Source organism: Pseudomonas sp. SDO5271_S396, from assembly GCF_054071795.1.
This window is the reverse complement of sequence record NZ_JBSVWB010000008.1, coordinates 105,075-125,148: the sequence shown is the minus strand read 5'-3', so window position 1 is coordinate 125,148 and position 20,074 is coordinate 105,075. Positions and strand designations below refer to the sequence as shown.

Sequence of the window (20,074 nt, the reverse complement as noted above, 5' to 3'; positions counted from 1 at the left end):
GCCCCCGGCAAGCGGCATGCAACTTGCTGCACAGGGAGCACACTCTGGCACCGGTTTGCGCCATGCTGCATTCACACTTGACCACCCTCAACGCCGTATCCCTGGTCCTGGCCACCTTCGAGGATCAGGGCCTGGCGAACGATGTATTGCTGGCCGGCAGTGGCATTGGCGTAGCCGACCTGCACCGGGCCGACACGCGCATCACCACCTGCCAGGAGATGCGCGTGTGCGCCAATGCCGTGGCCCTGCGTCAGGACATCGGCCTGGAATTGGGCCAGCGCATGCACGTGTCGTGTTACGGCTTGCTCGGGTATGCACTGCTCACCAGTGCCACCTTAGGTGACGCTTTGCACCAGGCACTGCGCTACCCGGCGCTGTTGGGAACACTTTTCGAACTGAGCCTGGTGGAAGACGGCGAGCACATCTGGCTGACCGCCGGCGACTACCGGGAAAACCCCGAACTGGCAGCCTTCAACGTGGAGTTTTGCCTGGTGTCGATGAAGGTCATTTGTGACGACCTCCTCGGACGCCCCTTACCGTTGCGGGGTGCCAGCTTCGATTACGCCGCGCCGAATTATCACGCACGCTATGCCGAACGCTTCGACTGCCCGGTGCAATTCAACGCACTGATCAATGGGTTTTCCTTCGATAAACAGTGGTTGCAGCAACCCCTTCCCCTGGCGGATGCCATCACCCACCGGGCCATGGTCGAACGTTGCCGCAAACAGAACTCCGAGTTCACCGGGCGCCAGGCCTGGCTCAATCGCGTGCGCCAGTTACTGGCCGATCAGCTGCATGCCGCCCCCGGCCTGGATGGCTTGGCGGCGCAGATGAATTGCTCGGCGCGTACCCTGCGACGTCACCTGCACGCACTGGGTTGCAGCTACCAGCAATTGCTCGACGAACTGCGCTTCGAGCAAGCCAAGCAATGGCTGGCGCAGGACCAGATGCCCATTCATCAAATTGCCGAACAGCTGGGCTTCAGCGAGACCGCGAGCTTTCGCCATGCATTCGTGCGCTGGAGTGGGGTGGCGCCCAGCGTGATGCGCCAATAACGGGCGAATTACGGTCACGTTCTTTGGCCACATTTATCCCCTTCTGGCCGCTCCGGCCATTCTCTTGAGCGCCCCGCCCCGCAACACTTGAGGCCACAACAATGAGCCTGCGGGGAGTACCCATGCTGACGATCTATTCGGACGATCACCATCTGCACCACGGACGCTGTGAACTGATGGACGGGCAACTGATGCCCTGCTTCGAAATGCCGTCCCGTGCCGACCATGTGCTGCAACGGGTCAAGGACCGCGCACTGGGCCCGGTGCAGCCCCCGCAGGATTTCGGCCTGGCGCCGCTGCAACGCATCCACAGCCGCGACTACCTCGACTTCTTCAAAGGCGCCTGGGCACGCTGGACCGAGTTCGGCGAGGACGGCGACTTGCTGCCCTACACCTGGCCCGCACGCACGCTGCGCCGCGTGCTGCCCACCAGCCTGCACGGCCAGCTGGGGTATTACAGCTTCGATGGCGGCGCACCGATCACCGCCGGCACCTGGCAGGCGGCTTACAGTGCGGCGCAGGTCGCACTCACCGCGCAACAGGCAATTCAGCAAGGCGCCCACAGCGCGTTCGCCTTGTGCCGGCCACCGGGGCATCACGCCGCCAGCGACTTGATGGGCGGTTACTGCTACCTCAATAACGCGGCCATCGCGGCCCAAGCGTTTCTCGACCAAGGCCATCGGAAAGTCGCGATCATCGATGTGGACTACCACCACGGCAACGGCACTCAGTCGATCTTCTACGCACGCAATGACGTGCTGTTCACCTCGATCCACGGTCATCCGGAGGCAGAGTTTCCGTTTTTCCTCGGCTATGCCGACGAACTGGGCGAAGGGGCCGGGGAAGGCTTCAACTTCAACTACCCGCTGCCGGCCGGCTCCGGCTGGGACACCTGGAGCGCGGCCCTGGAAGAGGCCTGCCGCGAGACCGAACGCTACGACGCCGATGTCATCGTAGTGTCCCTGGGCGTGGACACCTTCAAGGACGACCCCATCTCCCAGTTCAAGCTCGACAGCCCGGATTACCTCGCCATGGGCGCACGCATAGCACGGCTGGGCAAGCCCACTCTGTTCGTGATGGAAGGCGGCTACGCGGTAGAAGAAATCGGCATCAACGCCGTCAACGTACTCGAAGGTTTCGAACAAGAAGGAGCTGCCCGATGAAGATGCTCACCTCCCTGCTCTTGTGCGCCGCCGTACTGAGCGGCGCGGCACAGGCCGAAGAAAAACCCCTCAAGGTCTATAACTGGTTCGACTACATCACCCCCAAGGCACTGGAAGATTTCAAGGCGCAGAACCCGAAGATCAAGCTTGTGTACGACATCTTCGACACCAACGAAGCCCTGGAGGCCAAGCTGCTCACCGGCAACTCCGGCTATGACGTGGTGGTGCCGTCCAATGTGTTCCTGGCCAAGCAGATCGAAGCCGGCGTGTTCCAACCCCTGGACCGCAGCCAACTGCCCAACTGGAACCACCTCGACCCCAAGCTGATGAAGTTGATCGAGGCCAACGACCCGGGCAACAAATTCGCCGTGCCCTACATGTACGGCACTATCCTGATCGGCTTCAACCCGGACAAGGTCAAGGCGGTGCTGGGAGCCGATGCACCGGTGGACAGCTGGGACCTGATCTTCAAGGAAGAGAACATCAGCAAGCTCAAACAGTGCGGTGTGGCCCTGCTCGACTCGCCCTCGGAGATCCTGCCGCTGGCCTTGCAGCACCTGGGCCTGGACCCCAACAGCAGCAACCCCAAGGATTACGTCAAGGCTGAAGCGTTGCTGATGAAGATCCGTCCGTACATCACCTACTTCCATTCCTCCAAGTACATGGCCGACATCGCCAATGGCGACATCTGCGTGGCCGTGGGTTACTCGGGCAGCTTCTCCCAGGCCGCCAACCGCGCCAAAGAAGCCAAGAATGGCGTGACCGTGGACATGCGCCTGCCCAAGGAAGGCGCACCGATCTGGTTCGACATGCTCGCCATTCCCAAGGGCGCGCAGAACCCGCAGGACGCCTACACCTTTATCAACTACCTGCTGCAACCCCAGGTGATCGCGCCAATCAGCGACTTTGTCGGCTACCCCAACCCGAACAAAGACGCCACCGAACAGGTCGACCCGGCGATTCGCAACAACCCCAACCTGTACCCGACCGAGGCGGCCATGGCTACGCTCTACACCCTCAAACCCCTGGGCCGTGACGCTGAACGTGCCCGCACGCGGGCCTGGACCAAGATCAAATCTGGCACCTGAGACCGGCTCAAGGCGCCAGAAATAACTGGCGCCCCGAGGCATTGGTAATCGGCGCACGGTAGACCTTGTGCCCGGTTTCACGCTCGTACTCGCGGCCCAGCCTGCGCTGGGCCGCGATCTTGAGATGGGCCGCCGTGGGCTGGCCGTCTGCGGTCTCAGGGGTGGGATAGTGAAAGTGCGCGTACCACAGCGGCCGTTCGCCGTCGGTGAGGTCCAGCACTTCGTATTCCTGCAGATAGTCCACTACGCCGTCGATGGTTTCCGGCACTCGGCCCTGAATCCGGCGGATGCGAATCACCTGTTGAGCCAGCAAGTACTGCACGTCGCCGAGTGTCGGGGTGAGGGTGTGCCGAGCCATTTCGATGCGCAGGTAACGGCCATGGGCACGCAACTGCCGCGCCTGGTCCTGCAACTGGGCGATCAAGGGGGCGTCGCTGTTGGCGCGGTGGATCGCTTTGGCGGCTTCGTCAAAACGACCGGCACTGCGCTGCAGGCCCTCCTCCACTTCCACGGCCAAGGTGCCCGGGGTCTGAGACTGTCGAGTCGCGTCACTGAGCAACCTGGGCAGAGTGGCACTCAAGGTGGTGCCTGCGCTGATCGCGCGGCGTGCCGCAGGGCTCAACTGACCGGCGTTGCGCCGCAACCTGGGCGCGCGTTGCAGGCGCCAGCGGCCCTGGGTATCCGGGCTGATGCCGGGGCCGTAGGCGGTCGGCTGTTCGTGCTGGTCGACGATCTGGTGTTGCACGACATTGACGTTCAGGACAGGCGCAAACCGGATATTCGAAAGCACGTTGAAGTGGTTTTCATCCTTGTTGTAGATCAACGCACCGCCCTGCCTGTACAGCCCTTTATGCACCCCCTCCTCGATCAGCTCACCCGGCGTGGGGGAAGGGGGACGTTGCAACGCGACCAACCGTTTGCCTTGGGTGACCGACAAGGCCTTGCGCGCCCCGGCCCAGGCGGTATCCAGGCGCTTGACCCGAGGATGCGCCAGCGCAACATCGCCAGGGTGCCGTGTGCCAGGGCACACCAGCAGGATCGCCAGGTTGCGCAGCAGGCTGACTTCGCAACGCCAGGTCCGCGCGGCTTCGCAGAGGCCTTCAAGGTTGCCGCCCACTTGCTTGAGACGGGCCAGGGTCTGCAAAGGCGATTCAAGCAGCGTCGACCAGCGCGCCACTCCGGCGCTGTACAGCACGCTGAACGGCTCGGCCAGTGGCGCTCCGGCAGCGGGCGCCGACGACACTTGCTCGATCACCAGCGGTTCCTCTGGCCGCAACACCACCCAGGGACCCTGGGTGTTTGCCGGGGGGCCCAGCAGATAGCCGTCCCCCTCTTGCAACGGCATGAACGCCACCGGCACACCTCTCAAGCGACGGTGCGGGGCGAACCTGTTCACCGCCGCACGCACCGTTCGGTAGCCTTCATGGGTGACATTGGCTTCGTTGCGCAGGCTGCATTCCAGTGTCAGCCGACGCAATTGCAAAGCCAGTTGCCGAGCGAATAACGCGCTGTGCCGGGTATCCGGTTCCGCGCCCGCGTCCAGCACACTGGCGCCACGATGCTTTTCATGAAACCGCGCCAGCGCCTCAAGCCATTGGCTATAGGCCAAGCGGCCCGAAGGTGAGGCGTTTTTCAGCCACGCGGGCAACTGCTGCTCCAGCTCGAACCGCAAGCTGTCTTGCTCCGGGTGCGGCTCAATGAAATCCGTGAAACCCGACGCCCAGGCCAGTTGCCGATCCAAAGCCGCCAGCTCGGGAAACTCGCTGGGGTCGATCCAGGCGATGCGCTGCAAGGCCGTTTCCAGCGCACCCAAAGCCCACTCCTCGAAGACGTTATGTTCCAGACGCTCTGCACCGCCCAGCAGCGCCGTGGCGTCATCCACACTGTCCAGCCCCCGGGCCAGGGTGAACATCCATGGCGTATCGCTGCCCCGCGTCATGACCAGCGTCAGGCAGCCGTGTCGATTGGCGAGGTAAACCTGCGGCGAACGCACGCCCAATTGTTGCTCGCGTTCGCCACTGTCGGGGTAATCCAGCACGGCCGTGACCATGGCCCGCGCGGTGGCGTCGTCCAGCGCCCTGCGGGCGGTGCGCAGCCGCCGCTCCAGTTGCTGCGCCAGGGAACGCCAGCGGCTGAACCCTCGCGTATCGGGGCGGGTGAAGAAATCGATCAGGCGCTCGCCATAGTGTTCGAGCACCGCCTGATAGTGTTGGTCGAGCCGGGCTTGGGTGATGCCCAGCGATTGGAGGGTGGGGCGCAGCGCGAACATCTGGCCGAGCTGCAACCTGAACGGATCGAACATGATGATTACCTTGAACGCCGGTCGCACCATGCGCCCGGCCATGGGTATTCAAGGTAAGGCTGCGCACCGCGCAGAGGTGGGTAGTTAGTTGATACGCCCCCACGCCTGACGCAGCCGGGCAAGCGCCAGGGCAATGCCCGCCTCGGGTACGGCGGCGAACCCCACTACGAGGCCGGCGCGCTGGTCCTCGGGAGTGGTGGATTGCGCCAACCAGTAGGTGCTCAAGCCGTTGACCTCGACGTCCACCGCATGCGCTTGTGCGAGCAACTGCTGCTCGCGGGCCAGGCTGTCGACGCGTACCGTCAGGTGCAATCCCGCGGCGACGCTGGGCAGTGGCCCCACGCCCGGTAGCCCCTCGGGCCAGCCGGCCAGCAAGGCATTGCGCCGGCTCAATGCCGCGCGGCGCATACGCCGGATGTGCCGCTGAAAATGCCCGGCAGCCATGAACTCGGCCATCACCGCCTGGGTGCTGACCTCGGAGTGGCGCATGTCCACGGCGCGACGCAGGGAGAACGCATCCACCAGGCCCGGCGGCAATACCAGGTAACCCAGACGCAAGGCCGGGAACGCCACCTTGCCGAACGTCCCGACGTAGAGCACCCGTCCACCACGATCCAGGGCTGCCAACGGCGCCAGCGGCGCGCCGCTGTAGCGGTATTCGCCATCGTAGTCGTCTTCGATGATCCAGCCGCCAGTCCGCTCGGCCCACGCCAGCAATTCCAGGCGTCGTGCCAGGCTCATCACCACCCCCAGCGGATACTGATGGGACGGCGTGACGTAGGCCACACGGCAATCTTGCAGACTGTTCAACACCTGGCAGTCGATGCCGTCGTGATCCACCGGCACGCCATGCAGCCGCGCACCTGCCAGGGCAAAGGCGTGACCGGCAGCGCGATAGCCCGGGTTTTCCACCGCCACGCCATCGCCCGGCTCGACCAGCAACTGTGCACAAAGACTGATCGCCTGTTGTGCACCACTGGTGATCACAATTTGTTCAGCGGTGCACTGCATGCCCCGCGAACTGCGCAGGTAAGCCGCGATCAACCCGCGCAAACGGCTGTCACCTGCGGGGTCGCCATAGCACAGCTGTTCCAGGTCCGGCTTGCGCCAGAACGCCCCGTTGAGCTTGGCCCACACGTCAAACGGAAACAGATCGAATGCCGGAACGCCCACACGAAAAGCGCGCGGCGGCCCTGCCGGCGGCTGTGGCAGGTGGTTGTTTTTTATCCGGGCCAGGTTCCCGCTGTGGATAACTTCACTGTCCAAGTCTTCCGGTAATTTTCCCCATTTTGTGGATAAAGCTGGGGATAAGCCTGTTGAAAACCCTGTGGACAGTTTTGTGGATAGTTTTTTGTGCGTGGGCAGTTGGGCGACATAAGTGCCATCCCCGACCCGGCTTTCGATAAACCCTTCCGCATACAACTGGTCGTAGGCCCGCACCACGCTGTTGCGCGAAATCGACAAGGCCGCCGCCAGGTCGCGGGTGGCGGGCAAGCGCGTACCGCTGACCAACCGACCATCCAACACCCGTTGGCGCAAGGCTTCGTAGAGTTGGCGCGTGAGCCCTTGGCGACGATCCAGCTCGATTCCGGCGGGGTTGAAGGACAGTGGTGGTGTGATCGGCGGCATATTGGACCTATGAAATTGGCCACTGATGGCTCTTACAACGAACCATTAGCCTGCCTAGGATGCAGGCATTCGCCAAGGAAAATATTCATGTACACACCCCGCGCCTTTGCCCTCGACGACTTGCCTGAACTGCACCAATTGATCCAGCACACACGTCTGGCACAGCTGGTGACCTTTGGCGAGCAAGGCCTGCAAGCCAGCCACTTGCCGCTGCTGCTCAACCCCGATGAGGGCCCGAACGGCACACTCTACGGGCACCTGGCCAAGGCCAACCCGCAGTGGAAAGACCTGCAGAACGGCAGCGAAGCGCTGGTGATCTTTGCCGGTGCCGAAGCCTACGTCAGTCCGGCGTTCTACCCGGCCAAGGCCGAGCACGGCAAAGTCGTGCCCACCTGGAACTACATCGCCGTGCATGCCTACGGCAAGGCCGAGGTGTTCAACGACGCCGAGCGCCTGCTGGCGGTTGTCAGTGCCTTGACCGATCGCCACGAAAGCGAACGCGCCCAGCCGTGGAAAGTCAGCGACGCGCCGGCGGACTACATTGAGGGCATGCTCAAGGCCATCGTCGGCTTCGCCCTGCCCATCGAGCGGCTGATCGGCAAACGCAAACTCAGCCAGAACCGCAGCGCGGCGGATATCGCCGGCGTGCGCGAGGGCCTGGCCGCCAGCCACGACGTGCGCGACCAGACCCTCGCGCGCTTTATTCCCCAAGGAGTTCCAGAATGAGCCAGATCGACATTCGCCCGGTCACCGCCGCCGACCACGCCGCGTGGCTGCCACTGTGGCAGGCCTATTTGAAGTTCTACGAAACTACCCTGCCGGACGCGGTCAGCCAGAGCACCTGGCAGCGCCTGATCGATGCCAGCGAGCCGACCCATTCGGCACTGGCCTGGCAGGACGGCAAGGCGGTGGGCATGGTCAACTTCATCTACCACCGCTCCAACTGGAGCATCGAAAACTCCTGCTACCTGCAGGACCTGCTGGTGGTTCCGGCGCAACGGGGTACGGGTGTGGGTCGCAAGCTGATCGAGTTCGTCTACGCCACCGCCAAAGCCGACGGTTGCGCCAAGGTGCACTGGCTGACCCACGAGACCAACGCCACGGCGATCCAGTTGTACGAGCGCATCGCCGAACGCCCGGGTTTCATTCAATTTCGCAAAGGCCTCTAAGGAGCACAGCATGTCCACTTCCCTCGCCGACTGGAAAGGCGTCCCGGCGCCCACAGTCCAACTGCTCGAAGGGCGCTTCATCCGCCTGGAAAAACTCGACCCTGCCCGCCACGGCGACGACCTGTTCCAGGCCCTGCAAGGCCCCGGCGCCGACCCCAAACTGTGGGACTACTTGCCTTACGGGCCGTTTCCCGAGCGCAGTGCCTTCAATGACTGGCTGAACAACCATGCCCAGCACAGCGACCCGTATTTCTTCAGCGTGATCGACCGCACGACCGGCCAGGTGCAGGGCATCCTCAGCCTGATGTCCATCGTCCCGGCCCAGGGCCGCATCGAGATCGGCCACGTCACTTTCGGCGCGCCGATGCAACGCTCGCCGAAAAGCACCGAGGCCGTGTATCTGCTGGCCAAACACGCTTTCGAACAGGGCTACCGCCGCCTGGAATGGAAGTGCAACAACGGCAACGCCCGCTCCAAATATGCGGCCGAACGCCTGGGCTTCAGCTTCGAGGGCGTGTTCCGCCAGCATATGGTGGTCAAGGGCCAGAACCGCGATACGGCGTGGTATTCGATTATCGACTCGGAATGGCCGAAGGTTGGGGCGGGGTTCGAAGAGTGGTTGTCAGAGGGGAATCAGAACGGCTCAGGCCAACTGAAAACCCTGGCAGAGTGCCGGGGCTGAATTTCACCAACGACACAAACCAAATGTGGGATCCGTTCTGTCACAGATCCCGCCGAACCTTCACCACGCCCATTCTCAACCCGAATGGCCTGAACACCGCATTCAGCGACTTCAGCGTCTGATTGCCTTCACCATGCTCGATATGCACCAAGGTACGCACGGAGATTTTGCACATTTTCGCGAACTGACTTTGGTGCAACCCCGTGACCTCGGTGCGAAGGCGGCGTACGGCTTCGCCCAGTTCAAGTGTGCCCTGCGCCAGGCCTTGCTCTACGTCTTCGATAACCTGTGCACGCTGATCAATGGAAATACTCATATCAACCCCCACTCAGCCAAGCGCCGGTCCAGTTCACGCAATGCGATTCGGGGATGGTTCAGGGTAACCTCCGGCAAGCCGCTGGCGACGAGGATGTCGGGCAAGGCACCTACGCGGTTCAGCAGAAAGCGCTTTGCAGCGCCTGCCGGAACAATGTCGTACAGGAACGCGGGGGCTTTTTTTAACGACTCCCGTCCCCAGGTCGGCGGCACCCGCACGCTGACCGCTGCGGCGAACAGGGTTTCAATGCGGTCAAGATGCTTCTCAAGGTAAGAGGTTTCGTAGGCGTAACGACAGGCACCGGTAAAGCCGCTTTGCGGCTCGGTAAACTCCAGAATCATCGCGTCCTGCCACACATTGGCTTCGAAAACCTGGAGTGTCAGTTTGAACGGGGTTTCGATCTGCAATTTAATGCACCATTAATAACTTTAGGAGCGATTGGTTTGCAATATAGTGCATAAATACAAGCGATGCCGGATTAAGAGCGCAATTTAATGCAGATACACAGAACTTGCGCCATGAAGGTAAGCAATAAACTGCAGATTCAACCCGTCACCTCTCCGACATATTCCTGTAAACACCCTTCGCTATACAGGTCGCCTCGTTTCCCATAACAAGGTCGTCCGCCATGCCCCCGTCGCCCCAGCGTCTCGCGCTTGCCATCACGTTATTGGCCGCCAGCGGCTTCGTTGAAGCAGACCCCGCGCCGCCCAAACGGCTGCAGATAGATACACCGACCACCACCGGGCAAACCCTGGGCGGTAACGATTCATTGACCACCTCGGCGCCGGGCAGCATTACCACCTCGGGAGTAGCGGTGACGTTAAAGGACGGTACCAGCGGCAGCGGCGTGGTGATCACCAACGCGGGCAAGCTGGTGTCCAGCGGCGGACGTGGCATCGACAGCTCCGGCACGCTCACCGGCGCGCGTAACTACAGCATCTACAACCTGGCCGGCGGCTTGATCCAGGGCGCCAACGATGCGTTGCGCATCAACAGCAACTTCGCCAGCGGCAGCCTGTTGATCGACAACAGCGGCACCATCCGCTCCGCCACCGGGCAAGGGCTGGACCTGGATGCGCTCCGCAGCAACAACGTGACCACGACCATCATCAACCGCGCAGGCGGCCTGATTCGCGGCGATGCCAGCGACGGCATGAAGACCGGCGCCAATGCCACCATCACCAACTATGGCGAAATCTCCACCGGCAACACCTTCTCCCGCGACGACAAGTTCGACGGTGTCGATATCGACTCCGCCACCGGCGTGACGGTGACCAACTACGGGCTGATTTCCGGCGGTCGCCACGGCATCACCACTGACCTTGGCGCCACGCTGACCAACTACGGCACCGTGATTGGCCGCAACGGCTCGGGCTTCGGTTCCGACGGCGACGGCACGGTGATCAACCACGGCACCATCACCGGCGCCTTCTCCGGCCTGCAACCGGACGGCGATGGCGACGGCGTGGACATCGACAAGATCGCCCATATCGAAAACTACGGAATCATCCAGGGCGTCGGCGCCGGTGGCGTCGACAAAAACGGTTTCGCCAACGGCAGCGAAGGCATCGCCCTGGGCGGCGGCACGGTGTACAACGCCAAGGGCGCCTTGGTCAGCGGCGCCAACAACGCGATCCTGGTGGACGACGGCAGCGATGGCCCGGGGCTTGCCGCCACCACCCTGGAAAACCACGGGGTGATCCAGGGCCTGAACGGGTTTGGCGTAAAGTTCGTGGGTAACTTCGTCGACACCGTGGTCAACGGCGGCACCATCAGTGGCAGCAACGGCCTGGCCCTTGACCTGGGCGGCGGTGACGACAAGCTGGTGTTGCTGGCGGGCAGCCGCTTTGTCGGCGTGGTGGACGGCGGCGCCGGGAATGACCGGCTCACCATGGATGACGCGGCCGGCGGCAGTTTTGGCGACAGCCGTAACTTCGAATGGCTGGACGTGAAACAAGGCACCTGGACCCTCACCGGCAGCGGCGACTTCAGCGACGGCGGTGAGATTTTCAGCGGCGCAAAACTGATCAACCAGGGCGGCATTGCCGGCACCGTGACCGTTGACAGCGGCGGCGTGTACGCCGGCAACGGCAGCGTGGGCAGCCTGGTGGTCAACGGAACATTGCAAGCCAACCTCGACCAGGGCCCCGCCACCATCACCCGCGACCTGACCCTGGGCAACGGCTCGACCCTGGCGATCAGCGGCGGCGTTCCCGGGCCGGGCCACTACACCCTGCTGCAAGCGGGCAGCATCAATGGCCGGTTCGGCACGGTCACCAGCGACTACGCCTTCGTGACGCCGACCCTGACCTACAGCGCAACCCAGGTCGACCTGAACTACACGCGCAACGACGTGAACTTCAACCACTTCACCAGCAGCGGCAACGCCAGCAGCGCGGCCAATGGCCTGGCCAGCCTGGGCAAAGACACGGCGCTTTACAACGCGCTGGTCAGCACCACGAACGCCACAGCTGGTGCCGCCATCGAGCAACTGGCCGGCAGCAGCACCGCCAACCTCACTAACGCCACCCTCGGTGCCAGCGCCCAAGTAGGCAGCAGCATGCTCGCAGCCATGCATCAATTGGGCGGCGGTGCCGGCCTGATGGTGGGGCTCGACAGCCGCGACACCCCCGTACTGGCCGCCACCGGCGTACCCGCCGAAGCGCGCAACCTCAATGACCCGAACGCCCGTGGCCGTCTGTGGCTGCAAGGTATCGGCAGCTACGGCAAGCTCGACGGCGACCACGGCAACAGCGGCCTGACCCAACGCACCAAAGGCAGTGTGCTCGGTGCAGACTGGGCGCTGGATGGCGAGTGGCGCCTCGGCGTGCTGGGTGGCTATTCGAAAACCGACCTGGACACCACCGGCGTCGACGGCAGCGTCGACAGCTGGCATGCCGGCGTCTACGCCTTGCGTCAAAGCGGGCCGCTGGCCTTGCGGCTCGGCGCCGCCTACAGCGGGCACCAGGGCGACAGCAAACGGACGGTGGCTTTCAACGGCTTCAGCGACCGCCCCAAGGGCGACTACAACGCCAACAGCCAACAGGCTTTCGCCGAACTCGGTTACGCCATGGGCAGCGGTCGCTTGAGCGCCGAGCCGTTCGTCAATCTCGGTTACCAGCGCTACCAGCGTGACAGTTACAACGAAAAAGGCGGCGCTGCCGCGCTGCATGTCGACGGCCAGACCCAGGACAACATCAACAGCACCCTGGGCCTGCGCCTGGCGCATCTGAGCCAGTTGGACAATGGCATCAGCCTCACCCCTCGGGTGAGCGCGGGCTGGAAGCACACCTATGGCGATGTCGACAGCAGCACCCGCCAGGCTTTCCTGGCGGGCGGCAGCGCGTTCAACGTCGAAGGCAGCGCCCTTGACCGCGACAGCCTGCTGCTGGAAGCCGGCCTGGATGTGGGCGTCTCGGCCCGCCATACCCTGGGCCTGGGCTACAGTGGCGAGATCGGCAGCAACAGCCGCAACCATGCTTTGATAGGGCAATGGCAGATGAGTTTTTAATCGCGCCCAACTAACGACAACTCCTGCAAGTCAGGGGCCGATGACCTGACAGTTATCCCCCTGGCACCTCGCTAAATTCCCGACCTCATCCACAAGAGGTTGGGAATTCATGCCCATTACGCCCCGCAAACTCATACCCGTCATAGGCTTTGCATTAGCCGTGAGCATTCAATACGCACAGGCACGAGGCGATATCTCGTACCTGCCTTATTGGGACCTCGATTATGAGGCGCCTGCCGATGAGTGGCGCTCCGCGCCCCTCATGGAGGCCAGCCCGCTGGACGGCTACCTCACTCGACAAGCCACGAGCTACAACGGTTTGCAGGTCGCCCAGGTGCTCGAACCGGCGCTGACCCGCTTGCTGGAGTCCGGCAAGCTGACCTCCGAACAGATCAAAGCACTGCAAAAAATCGACGATGCGCTCAAGCAACAACCGGGCGCTTACGGAGCAGCCCTGGAACAACTGGCCGGCAGCCAGAATGCCAACCTCGCGGCCGCTACCCACAACACCACCCAGCATCTGAGCAACCAGGTCATGGCGGTGCTGCGCGATCTGCCGACCGACGACGACGGACACTTCTGGTTCAAGGGCCTGAGCCATGAAGGCGGGCTCGACAGCCAACGCGGTTCCGCAGGCCTGAACCTGGATACCCAGGGCCTGTTACTGGGGGCCGACTGGGCGCTGGACTCCGCCTGGCGCGTCGGCGTGCTGGGGGCAAAATCCAGCAGCAAGCTGGATGCACGACGCTTTGACGCCGCGCTGGACAGCTGGCACCTGGGCGCATATGCCGTACGCCAGGACGGCCCGCTGGCCCTGCGCCTCGGGGCGATCTACAGCAGCCATGCCGGAGAGAACAAGCGCACGGTCGAATTCCTGAACCACAAGGAGTCGCTCAACGGTCGCTACGACGCCAACAGCCAGACTGTCTTCAGCGAAGCGGGCTATCAGCTGGGCGGTGGTGATTTCAGCCTCGAACCCTTTGTCGGCGTGGGCTACCAGCGCTATCAGCGCGACGCCTACCGGGAGAACGGCGGGCCGGCGGCGCTGGACGTTCGCGCCCAAACCCAGCAGAACCTGAGCAGCACCCTGGGCTTGCGTGTGGCCAACCAGTTCCGGTTCGACAACCACATGAGCCTCACACCCTACCTGAGCACGGGCTGGAAGCACCTGTATGGCGATGTGGACAGCCAGGTCCGCCAATCTTTCCGGTACGGCGCCGGACAGATCGACGACTTCACCGTCCAGGGCGCGTCCCTGGACCGCAACAGCCTCAACCTGCAGGCCGGGCTCGACCTTACGCTCTCGCGCCAACACAGCGTGGGCCTGGCCTATACCGCCAGCGTCGGTACCCACAGCAGCGGCCAGGGCGTGAGCGGGCAATGGCGGATGGCGTTCTGACCCGGCGCTTCAACTGACCGGACCCATAAATCACAGGCGAAAAAAAAGGGGGCACCTGCCCCCCCGAGGATTAAGCGGTAGTGTCGAAGGCTGGATCAGCCTTCGATTTCAATCAGGATTTCACCCGGGTTCACTCGGTCGCCCTTGACCACGTGAACAGCGGTGACCTTGCCGGCGATGGCGGCCTGCACTTCGGTTTCCATCTTCATGGCTTCGGTGATCAACACCGCCTGGCCGGCCTTGACCACGTCGCCTTCCTTGACCAGTACATCGACGATGTTGCCCGGCATCGCCGTGCTGACATGGCCCGGTGCGGTGGCGTGCTTGCGGTTGCTGCTGCCGCCGCTGACAAACTCGTTGAGCGGTTCGAACACCACTTCTTCCGGCATGCCGTCGATGGACAGATAGAAGTGACGCTTGCCTTCGGCCTTGACGCCCACACCGGTGATATCCACGCGGTAGCTTTCGCCGTGCACGTCAATGACGAACTCGGTCGGTACGCCTTCGCCACCGGCACGGGCCACGCCGCCGGCTTCAGGAATCGGCAGCAGCACTTCCGGTGCCAGGGTGCCGGCGTCACGCTCTTCGAGGAACTTGCGCCCGATGTCCGGGAACATGGCGTAGGTCAGCACGTCTTCTTCAGACTTGGCCAAGGCGCCGATCTCGCCGCGCAGCTTGGTCATTTCCGGCTTGAGCAAGTCGGCTGGGCGTACGTCGATCACCTCTTCGCTGCCGATGGCCTGGCGACGCAGTTTCTCGTTCACGGTGCCCGGCGCCTTGCCGTAGCCGCCTTGCAGGTACAGCTTCACTTCGTTGGTGATGGTCTTGTAGCGCTCGCCGGCCAGCACGTTGAAGAACGCCTGGGTACCGACGATCTGCGAGGTCGGGGTGACCAGTGGCGGGAAGCCCAGGTCTTCACGCACCCGCGGGATTTCGGCCAGCACTTCGCCCATGCGGTTCAGCGCGCCCTGTTCCTTGAGCTGGTTGGCCAGGTTGGAAATCATCCCGCCCGGCACCTGGTTGACCTGCACACGGGTGTCGACGGCGGTGAACTCGCTTTCGAACTGGTGGTATTTCTTGCGCACCGCGTAGAAGTACAGGCCGATTTCCTGCAACAACTCCAGGTCCAGACCGGTATCGAATTCGCTGCCTTTGAGCGCTGCAACCATCGACTCGGTGCCCGGATGGCTGGTGCCCCAGGCGAAGCTGGAGATGGCCGTATCGATATGGTCGGCACCGTTTTCCACAGCCTTGAGCTGGCACATCGCAGCCAGGCCGGCGGTGTCGTGGGAGTGGATGAACACCGGCAGGCTCTGCTCGGCTTTCAGCGCCTTGACCAGCTCGCCAGTGGCGAACGGGGTCAGCAAACCGGCCATGTCCTTGATCGCGACCGAGTCGCAGCCCATGGCTTCCATTTGCTTGGCCTGAGCCACGAACGCTTCGATGGTGTGCACCGGGCTGGTGGTGTAGGCGATGGTGCCCTGGGCATGCTTGCCGGCGGCTTTCACGGCTTCGATGGCCACACGCAGGTTACGCACATCGTTCATGGCGTCGAAGATGCGGAACACGTCGATGCCATTCACGGCCGCCTTGGCCACGAACGCCTTGACCACATCATCGCTGTAATGGCGATAGCCCAGCAGGTTCTGACCACGCAGCAACATTTGCAGGCGGGTGTTGGGCAACGCGGCACGCAGTTTGCGCAGGCGCTCCCACGGGTCCTCTTTCAAAAAGCGTACGCAGGCGTCGAAGGTCGCGCCGCCCCAGACTTCCAGCGACCAGTAGCCGACTTTGTCGAGCTTGTCGCAGATCGGCAGCATGTCGTCAGTGCGCATGCGGGTGGCCAGCAGCGATTGGTGAGCGTCGCGCAGGATGGTGTCGGTGACAAAAATCTTCTTGCTCATTCTTATAGTCCTCACAGGCCTGCGTGGGCGGCGATGGCGGCGGCGATGGCCAGAGCCAGCTCTTCGGGTTTGCGCTTGATCGAGTAGTTGGTCAGCTCAGGATGGCTTTCCACAAAGCTGGTATTGAATTGGCCGCTGCGGAATTCCGGGTTGCGCAGGATTTCCTGGTAGTAGGCCGCAGTGGTCTTCACACCTTGCAGGCGCATGTCGTCCAGGGCACGCAGGCCGCGGTCCATGGCTTCTTCCCAGGTCAACGCCCACACCACCAGTTTCAGGCACATGGAGTCGTAGAACGGCGGGATGGTGTAGCCGGTGTAGATCGCCGTGTCGGTGCGCACGCCGGGGCCGCCGGGTGCGTAGTAGCGGGTGATCTTGCCGAAGCTGGGCAGGAAGTTGTTCTTCGGGTCTTCGGCGTTGATGCGGAACTGCAACGCGAAACCACGGTGCTGGATGTCTTCCTGCTTGACCGACAGCGGCAGGCCCGACGCAATGCGGATCTGTTCACGCACGATGTCGATGCCGGTGATTTCCTCGGTGATGGTGTGCTCCACCTGCACCCGGGTGTTCATCTCCATGAAGTACACCTCGCCCTCGGCGAGCAGAAACTCCACGGTACCGGCGTTCTCGTAACCCACGGCCTTGGCCGCGCGTACCGACAGGTCGCCGATGTAGGCGCGCTGTTCGGGGGTCAGCTGCGGGCTGGGGGCAATTTCGATGAGCTTCTGGTTACGACGCTGGATCGAGCAGTCACGCTCGAACAAGTGCACCACATTGCCGAAACTGTCACCGAGGATCTGCGCCTCGATGTGCTTGGGATTGACGATGCACTTTTCCAGGAACACTTCCGCCGAACCGAATGCCTTGGTGGCTTCGGAAATGACACGGGGGAAAGCTTGTTCGAGTTCTTCGCGACTGTTGCAACGACGAATACCGCGACCGCCGCCACCGGAGGTGGCCTTGAGCATCACCGGGTAACCGATGCGGTCGCCCTCGCTCAGCGCTTCTTCGATGCCGGAGACATTGCCTTCGGTGCCGGGCGTGACCGGCACACCGGCCTTGATCATGCTGCGGCGCGCTTCGGTCTTGTCGCCCATGCGGCGAATCACTTCAGCGGACGGGCCAATGAACTTGATCCCACGTTCGGCGCAGATGTCTGCCAGTTCGGCGTTTTCCGACAGGAAACCATAGCCCGGGTGCAAGGCGTCGCAACCGGTTTCCACGGCCAGGTTCACCAGCTTGCGCGGGTTGAGGTAACCCGCCAGCGGCTCGGCGCCAATGCTGTGGGCTTCGTCGGCACGTTTGACGTGCAACGCGTGGCGGTCGGCATCGGAAAAGACCGCGACCGAGCGAATGCCCATCTCGGCGCAGGCACGCACGATTCGTACGGCAATTTCACCACGGTTGGCGATCAGGATCTTTTTTATCACTTGGAAATTCCCTTGAGCCGATTGCTGCGTTTTTCGACCCGATGGAGCCGGGTCGGCGCGTGACTAAATGTTTCATGACAGTCGCGAGACACACACTAAGCCGCGCATGGGATTAACAAAAATCAATAATTATTGGGTCATGCATAAGTAAAGACTTATAGTTCGCCGAACGGCTTGGCTCGATAGGGTTATAGAAATGCGTAAGTCATTGATGCGTATGACATTGCGTCAATTGCAGATTTTCAACGAAGTGTGCGATTTGCGCTCATATAGCCGTGCAGCCGAGGAAATGTCTCTCACACAACCGGCGGTTAGCCTACAAATTCGCCAGCTGGAAGAGCTGATTGGCCAGCCGCTATTCGATTACGTAGGCAAAAAGCTCTACATGACCGAGGCGGCCGAGGCTTTGCAACGGGCCAGTCGGGATATTTTCGGGCGCCTGGAAAACCTCGATATGCAGCTCTCTGACATGCAGGGTTCGTTGCAAGGCCAGTTGAAACTCGCCGTAGAATCCAGCGCCAAATATTTCGTGCCGCACCTGTTCGCCGCGTTCAAGCGCCAACACCCGGAAGTGCAACTGCACCTGACGGTGGTCAATCGCGCCCAGGTGATCCGTCGGCTGTCGGACAACCGAGACGATATGGTGATCATGTCCATGGTGCCCCAGGACATGGGCCTGGAATTCCTGCCGTTTCTCAACAACCCAATCGTCGCCGTGGCGCCGCCCGACCACCCGCTGAGCCTGCAAGGCCCACTGCGCCTGCAGGACCTGGAGCCTTACACGCTGCTGCTGCGCGAGCCCGGTTCCGGTACGCGGTTGGCGTGCGAGGAATACTTCAAGGAGAAACGCGTGCACTTCACCCAGACGGTGGAAGTGGCCTCGGCCGAGGCGCAGCGTGAATGTGTGTGTGCGGGACTGGGCGTGGCCCTGCTGACCCGCCACGCGGTCAACATGGAACTGGCCACCGGCGGGCTCAAGGAGCTGCCGGTGGAAGAGCTGCCGCTGTACCGCAGCTGGTGCCTGGTGCAGGCCAAGGCCAAACGCCTGTCACCGGTGGCCCATGCGTTCCTGGGCTTTATTCGCAGCGAACGGGTGCAGATCAGCGCGCTGGCTGAGCGTTTCGCTGGGCAGCCAAGGGTGCCTGCCAATGGAGTTCCGGGTAGTCGGTGATGCTCTGGAGCAACTGGCGCTCCTCGCAACGGTCTTCGATTGCGCGACGGAACGCCATGCGGCGCTGGTCTTCCTGCTGACGACGGGTTTTGACGGAGCTGTTGCTGTCTTCGTAGTGCCGGGCCATTTGGAGTCTCCCAATGCGAGTACGGGAGTTCAGGATGGCTTTGGGGGGTTACGGTTTGGCGGCGCGGGGATGACAGGACGATGAATATTCCGGGGTTGGCGCAAATCCCGTGTGGGAGCTGGCTTGCCTGCGATAGCGGCGGATCAGTCACTGCAGTGGCAACTGACAGACCGCTTTCGCAGGCAAGCCAGCTCCCACATTTTGACCGAGTATGGCCTTGGATCAGTCGTCGAGGGCCTTGACGGCCTTGGGCGACAAGCGAAGGCTGCGCAGGCTGCGCTTGACGCTCTTGAGGTGGTTGACGAGGCTCGGCCCGCGCGCCATGGCCACGCCCATGGCCAGCACATCGATCACTACCAGATGGGCGATACGCGAGGTCAGCGGCGTATAGATCTCGGTGTCTTCATGCACGTCGATTGCCAGGTTGACCGTCGACAACTCCGCCAGAGGGGTCTGGCTTGGGCACAGGGTGATCAACGAAGCGCCGCTTTCACGCACCAGGTTGGCGGTGATCAGCAGGTCTTTGGAACGCCCGGACTGGGAAATGCAGATCGCCACGTCCGTCGGTTTCAGGGTCACCGCCGACATCGCCTGCATGTGCGGATCGCTATAGGCCGCTGCGGTCAGCAGCAGGCGGAAGAACTTGTGCTGGGCATCGGCGGCCACCGCGCCGGAAGCGCCGAAACCGTAGAATTCGACGCGCTGGGCCTGGGACATGGCCGTCACGGCCTTTTGCAGCTCCACCGGGTCGAGTTTCTCGCGCACTTCCATGAGGGTGTGCAGGGTGGTATCGAAAATTTTCAGGCTGTAGTCGGCGACGGAGTCGTCTTCATGAATCGCAAACTGCCCGAAGCTCGCGCCGGCGGCGAGGCTCTGGGCCAGCTTGAGTTTCAAGTCCTGGAACCCGGAGCAGCCGATGGCGCGGCAGAAGCGCACGATGGTCGGCTCGCTGATCCCGACGCTGTGGGCCAGGTCGGCCATGGAACTGTGCATCACAGCCGCAGGGTCAAGCAGCACGTGATCGGCAACCTTGAGTTCCGATTTGCGTAACAGGTGGCGCGACTGGGCGATATGTTGCAACAGGTTCAAAGGGCAGGACTCTTGTTATTGGCAGGTGCCAGGGATGTA

17 protein-coding genes are annotated in these 20,074 nt (G+C 62.6%); 9 read left to right on the top strand and 8 right to left on the bottom strand.

The genetic code is table 11. The features are described 5' to 3' along the window. Nucleotides 1–62: 62 nt before the first annotated feature. The 3 genes from ACW9IN_RS09025 (at nt 63) to ACW9IN_RS09015 (ending at nt 3,306) form a co-directional block, all read left to right on the top strand. Complete coding sequence (locus tag ACW9IN_RS09025; RefSeq protein ID WP_457365554.1) at nt 63–1,055, top strand: AraC family transcriptional regulator; 993 nt, start codon at nt 63–65, stop codon at nt 1,053–1,055. A gap of 122 nt (nt 1,056–1,177) precedes the next feature. Next, entirely contained in the window at nt 1,178–2,218 is a 1,041-nt protein-coding gene (locus ACW9IN_RS09020; protein ID WP_457365553.1) for a histone deacetylase family protein, read from the top strand. Next, nucleotides 2,215–3,306 carry a polyamine ABC transporter substrate-binding protein gene (locus ACW9IN_RS09015; RefSeq protein ID WP_457365552.1) on the top strand — a complete coding sequence of 364 codons (1,092 nt, stop codon included), beginning with the start codon at nt 2,215–2,217 and terminating at the stop codon, nt 3,304–3,306. Before ACW9IN_RS09020 ends, ACW9IN_RS09015 begins: the two co-directional genes overlap by 4 nt. 7 nt (nt 3,307–3,313) lie before the next feature. Here the strand turns inward: ACW9IN_RS09015 and ACW9IN_RS09010 are convergent, their stop codons facing one another. Together ACW9IN_RS09010 and pdxR are read right to left on the bottom strand one after the other, a co-directional pair. After that, on the bottom strand, nt 3,314–5,608 hold the full coding sequence (locus ACW9IN_RS09010; RefSeq protein ID WP_457365551.1) for a hypothetical protein: 2,295 nt from the start codon (nt 5,606–5,608) through the stop codon (nt 3,314–3,316). Nucleotides 5,609–5,692: 84 nt separating this feature from the next. Beyond that, on the bottom strand, nt 5,693–7,237 hold the full coding sequence (gene pdxR, locus ACW9IN_RS09005) for a MocR-like pyridoxine biosynthesis transcription factor PdxR (protein ID WP_457365550.1): 1,545 nt from the start codon (nt 7,235–7,237) through the stop codon (nt 5,693–5,695). 87 nt (nt 7,238–7,324) lie between these two features. On the opposite strand from pdxR, the gene ACW9IN_RS09000 reads away from it, so the two are divergent. The 3 genes from ACW9IN_RS09000 to ACW9IN_RS08990 are packed head-to-tail and all read left to right on the top strand — an operon-like array spanning nt 7,325 to nt 9,088. Beyond that, complete coding sequence (locus ACW9IN_RS09000; RefSeq protein ID WP_457365549.1) at nt 7,325–7,963, top strand: FMN-binding negative transcriptional regulator; 639 nt, start codon at nt 7,325–7,327, stop codon at nt 7,961–7,963. Beyond that, complete coding sequence (locus tag ACW9IN_RS08995) at nt 7,960–8,406, top strand: N-acetyltransferase family protein (protein WP_457365548.1); 447 nt, start codon at nt 7,960–7,962, stop codon at nt 8,404–8,406. Before ACW9IN_RS09000 ends, ACW9IN_RS08995 begins: the two co-directional genes overlap by 4 nt. 10 nt (nt 8,407–8,416) lie before the next feature. After that, nucleotides 8,417–9,088, top strand: coding sequence for a GNAT family N-acetyltransferase (locus ACW9IN_RS08990; protein ID WP_457365547.1), 672 nt, complete (start codon nt 8,417–8,419; stop codon nt 9,086–9,088). A gap of 40 nt (nt 9,089–9,128) precedes the next feature. Here ACW9IN_RS08990 and ACW9IN_RS08985 read toward each other — a convergent pair whose 3' ends face one another. Together ACW9IN_RS08985 and ACW9IN_RS08980 are read right to left on the bottom strand one after the other, a co-directional pair. Beyond that, the gene (locus tag ACW9IN_RS08985; protein WP_457365546.1) at nt 9,129–9,404 is read right to left on the bottom strand and encodes a helix-turn-helix domain-containing protein; all 276 of its coding nucleotides are present in this window, start codon (nt 9,402–9,404) and stop codon (nt 9,129–9,131) included. Further along, the gene (locus tag ACW9IN_RS08980; protein ID WP_457365579.1) at nt 9,401–9,811 is read right to left on the bottom strand and encodes a hypothetical protein; all 411 of its coding nucleotides are present in this window, start codon (nt 9,809–9,811) and stop codon (nt 9,401–9,403) included. Before ACW9IN_RS08980 ends, ACW9IN_RS08985 begins: the two co-directional genes overlap by 4 nt. A gap of 221 nt (nt 9,812–10,032) precedes the next feature. On the opposite strand from ACW9IN_RS08980, the gene ACW9IN_RS08975 reads away from it, so the two are divergent. Beyond that, the gene (locus ACW9IN_RS08975; protein WP_457365545.1) at nt 10,033–12,918 is read left to right on the top strand and encodes an autotransporter outer membrane beta-barrel domain-containing protein; all 2,886 of its coding nucleotides are present in this window, start codon (nt 10,033–10,035) and stop codon (nt 12,916–12,918) included. Nucleotides 12,919–13,027: 109 nt separating this feature from the next. Further along, on the top strand, nt 13,028–14,317 hold the full coding sequence (locus ACW9IN_RS08970) for an autotransporter outer membrane beta-barrel domain-containing protein (RefSeq protein ID WP_457365544.1): 1,290 nt from the start codon (nt 13,028–13,030) through the stop codon (nt 14,315–14,317). 95 nt (nt 14,318–14,412) lie between these two features. Here the strand turns inward: ACW9IN_RS08970 and oadA are convergent, their stop codons facing one another. Together oadA and ACW9IN_RS08960 are read right to left on the bottom strand one after the other, a co-directional pair. Then, nucleotides 14,413–16,221, bottom strand: coding sequence for a sodium-extruding oxaloacetate decarboxylase subunit alpha (oadA, locus tag ACW9IN_RS08965; protein WP_457365543.1), 1,809 nt, complete (start codon nt 16,219–16,221; stop codon nt 14,413–14,415). An 11-nt stretch (nt 16,222–16,232) separates the two neighbouring features. Beyond that, entirely contained in the window at nt 16,233–17,648 is a 1,416-nt protein-coding gene (locus ACW9IN_RS08960) for an acetyl-CoA carboxylase biotin carboxylase subunit (protein WP_457365542.1), read from the bottom strand. A 196-nt stretch (nt 17,649–17,844) separates the two neighbouring features. On the opposite strand from ACW9IN_RS08960, the gene ACW9IN_RS08955 reads away from it, so the two are divergent. Then, nucleotides 17,845–18,819 (top strand): LysR family transcriptional regulator, encoded by a 975-nt coding sequence (locus ACW9IN_RS08955; protein WP_457365541.1) that lies wholly within the window; start codon nt 17,845–17,847, stop codon nt 18,817–18,819. Here ACW9IN_RS08955 and ACW9IN_RS08950 read toward each other — a convergent pair. After that, complete coding sequence (locus ACW9IN_RS08950; RefSeq protein WP_457365540.1) at nt 18,749–18,946, bottom strand: PA3496 family putative envelope integrity protein; 198 nt, start codon at nt 18,944–18,946, stop codon at nt 18,749–18,751. The two genes, ACW9IN_RS08955 and ACW9IN_RS08950, sit on opposite strands and share 71 nt — an antisense overlap. Nucleotides 18,947–19,168: 222 nt before the next feature. After that, complete coding sequence (gene hexR / locus ACW9IN_RS08945; protein WP_457365539.1) at nt 19,169–20,035, bottom strand: transcriptional regulator HexR; 867 nt, start codon at nt 20,033–20,035, stop codon at nt 19,169–19,171. Between the last annotated feature and the right edge of the window lie 39 nt (nt 20,036–20,074).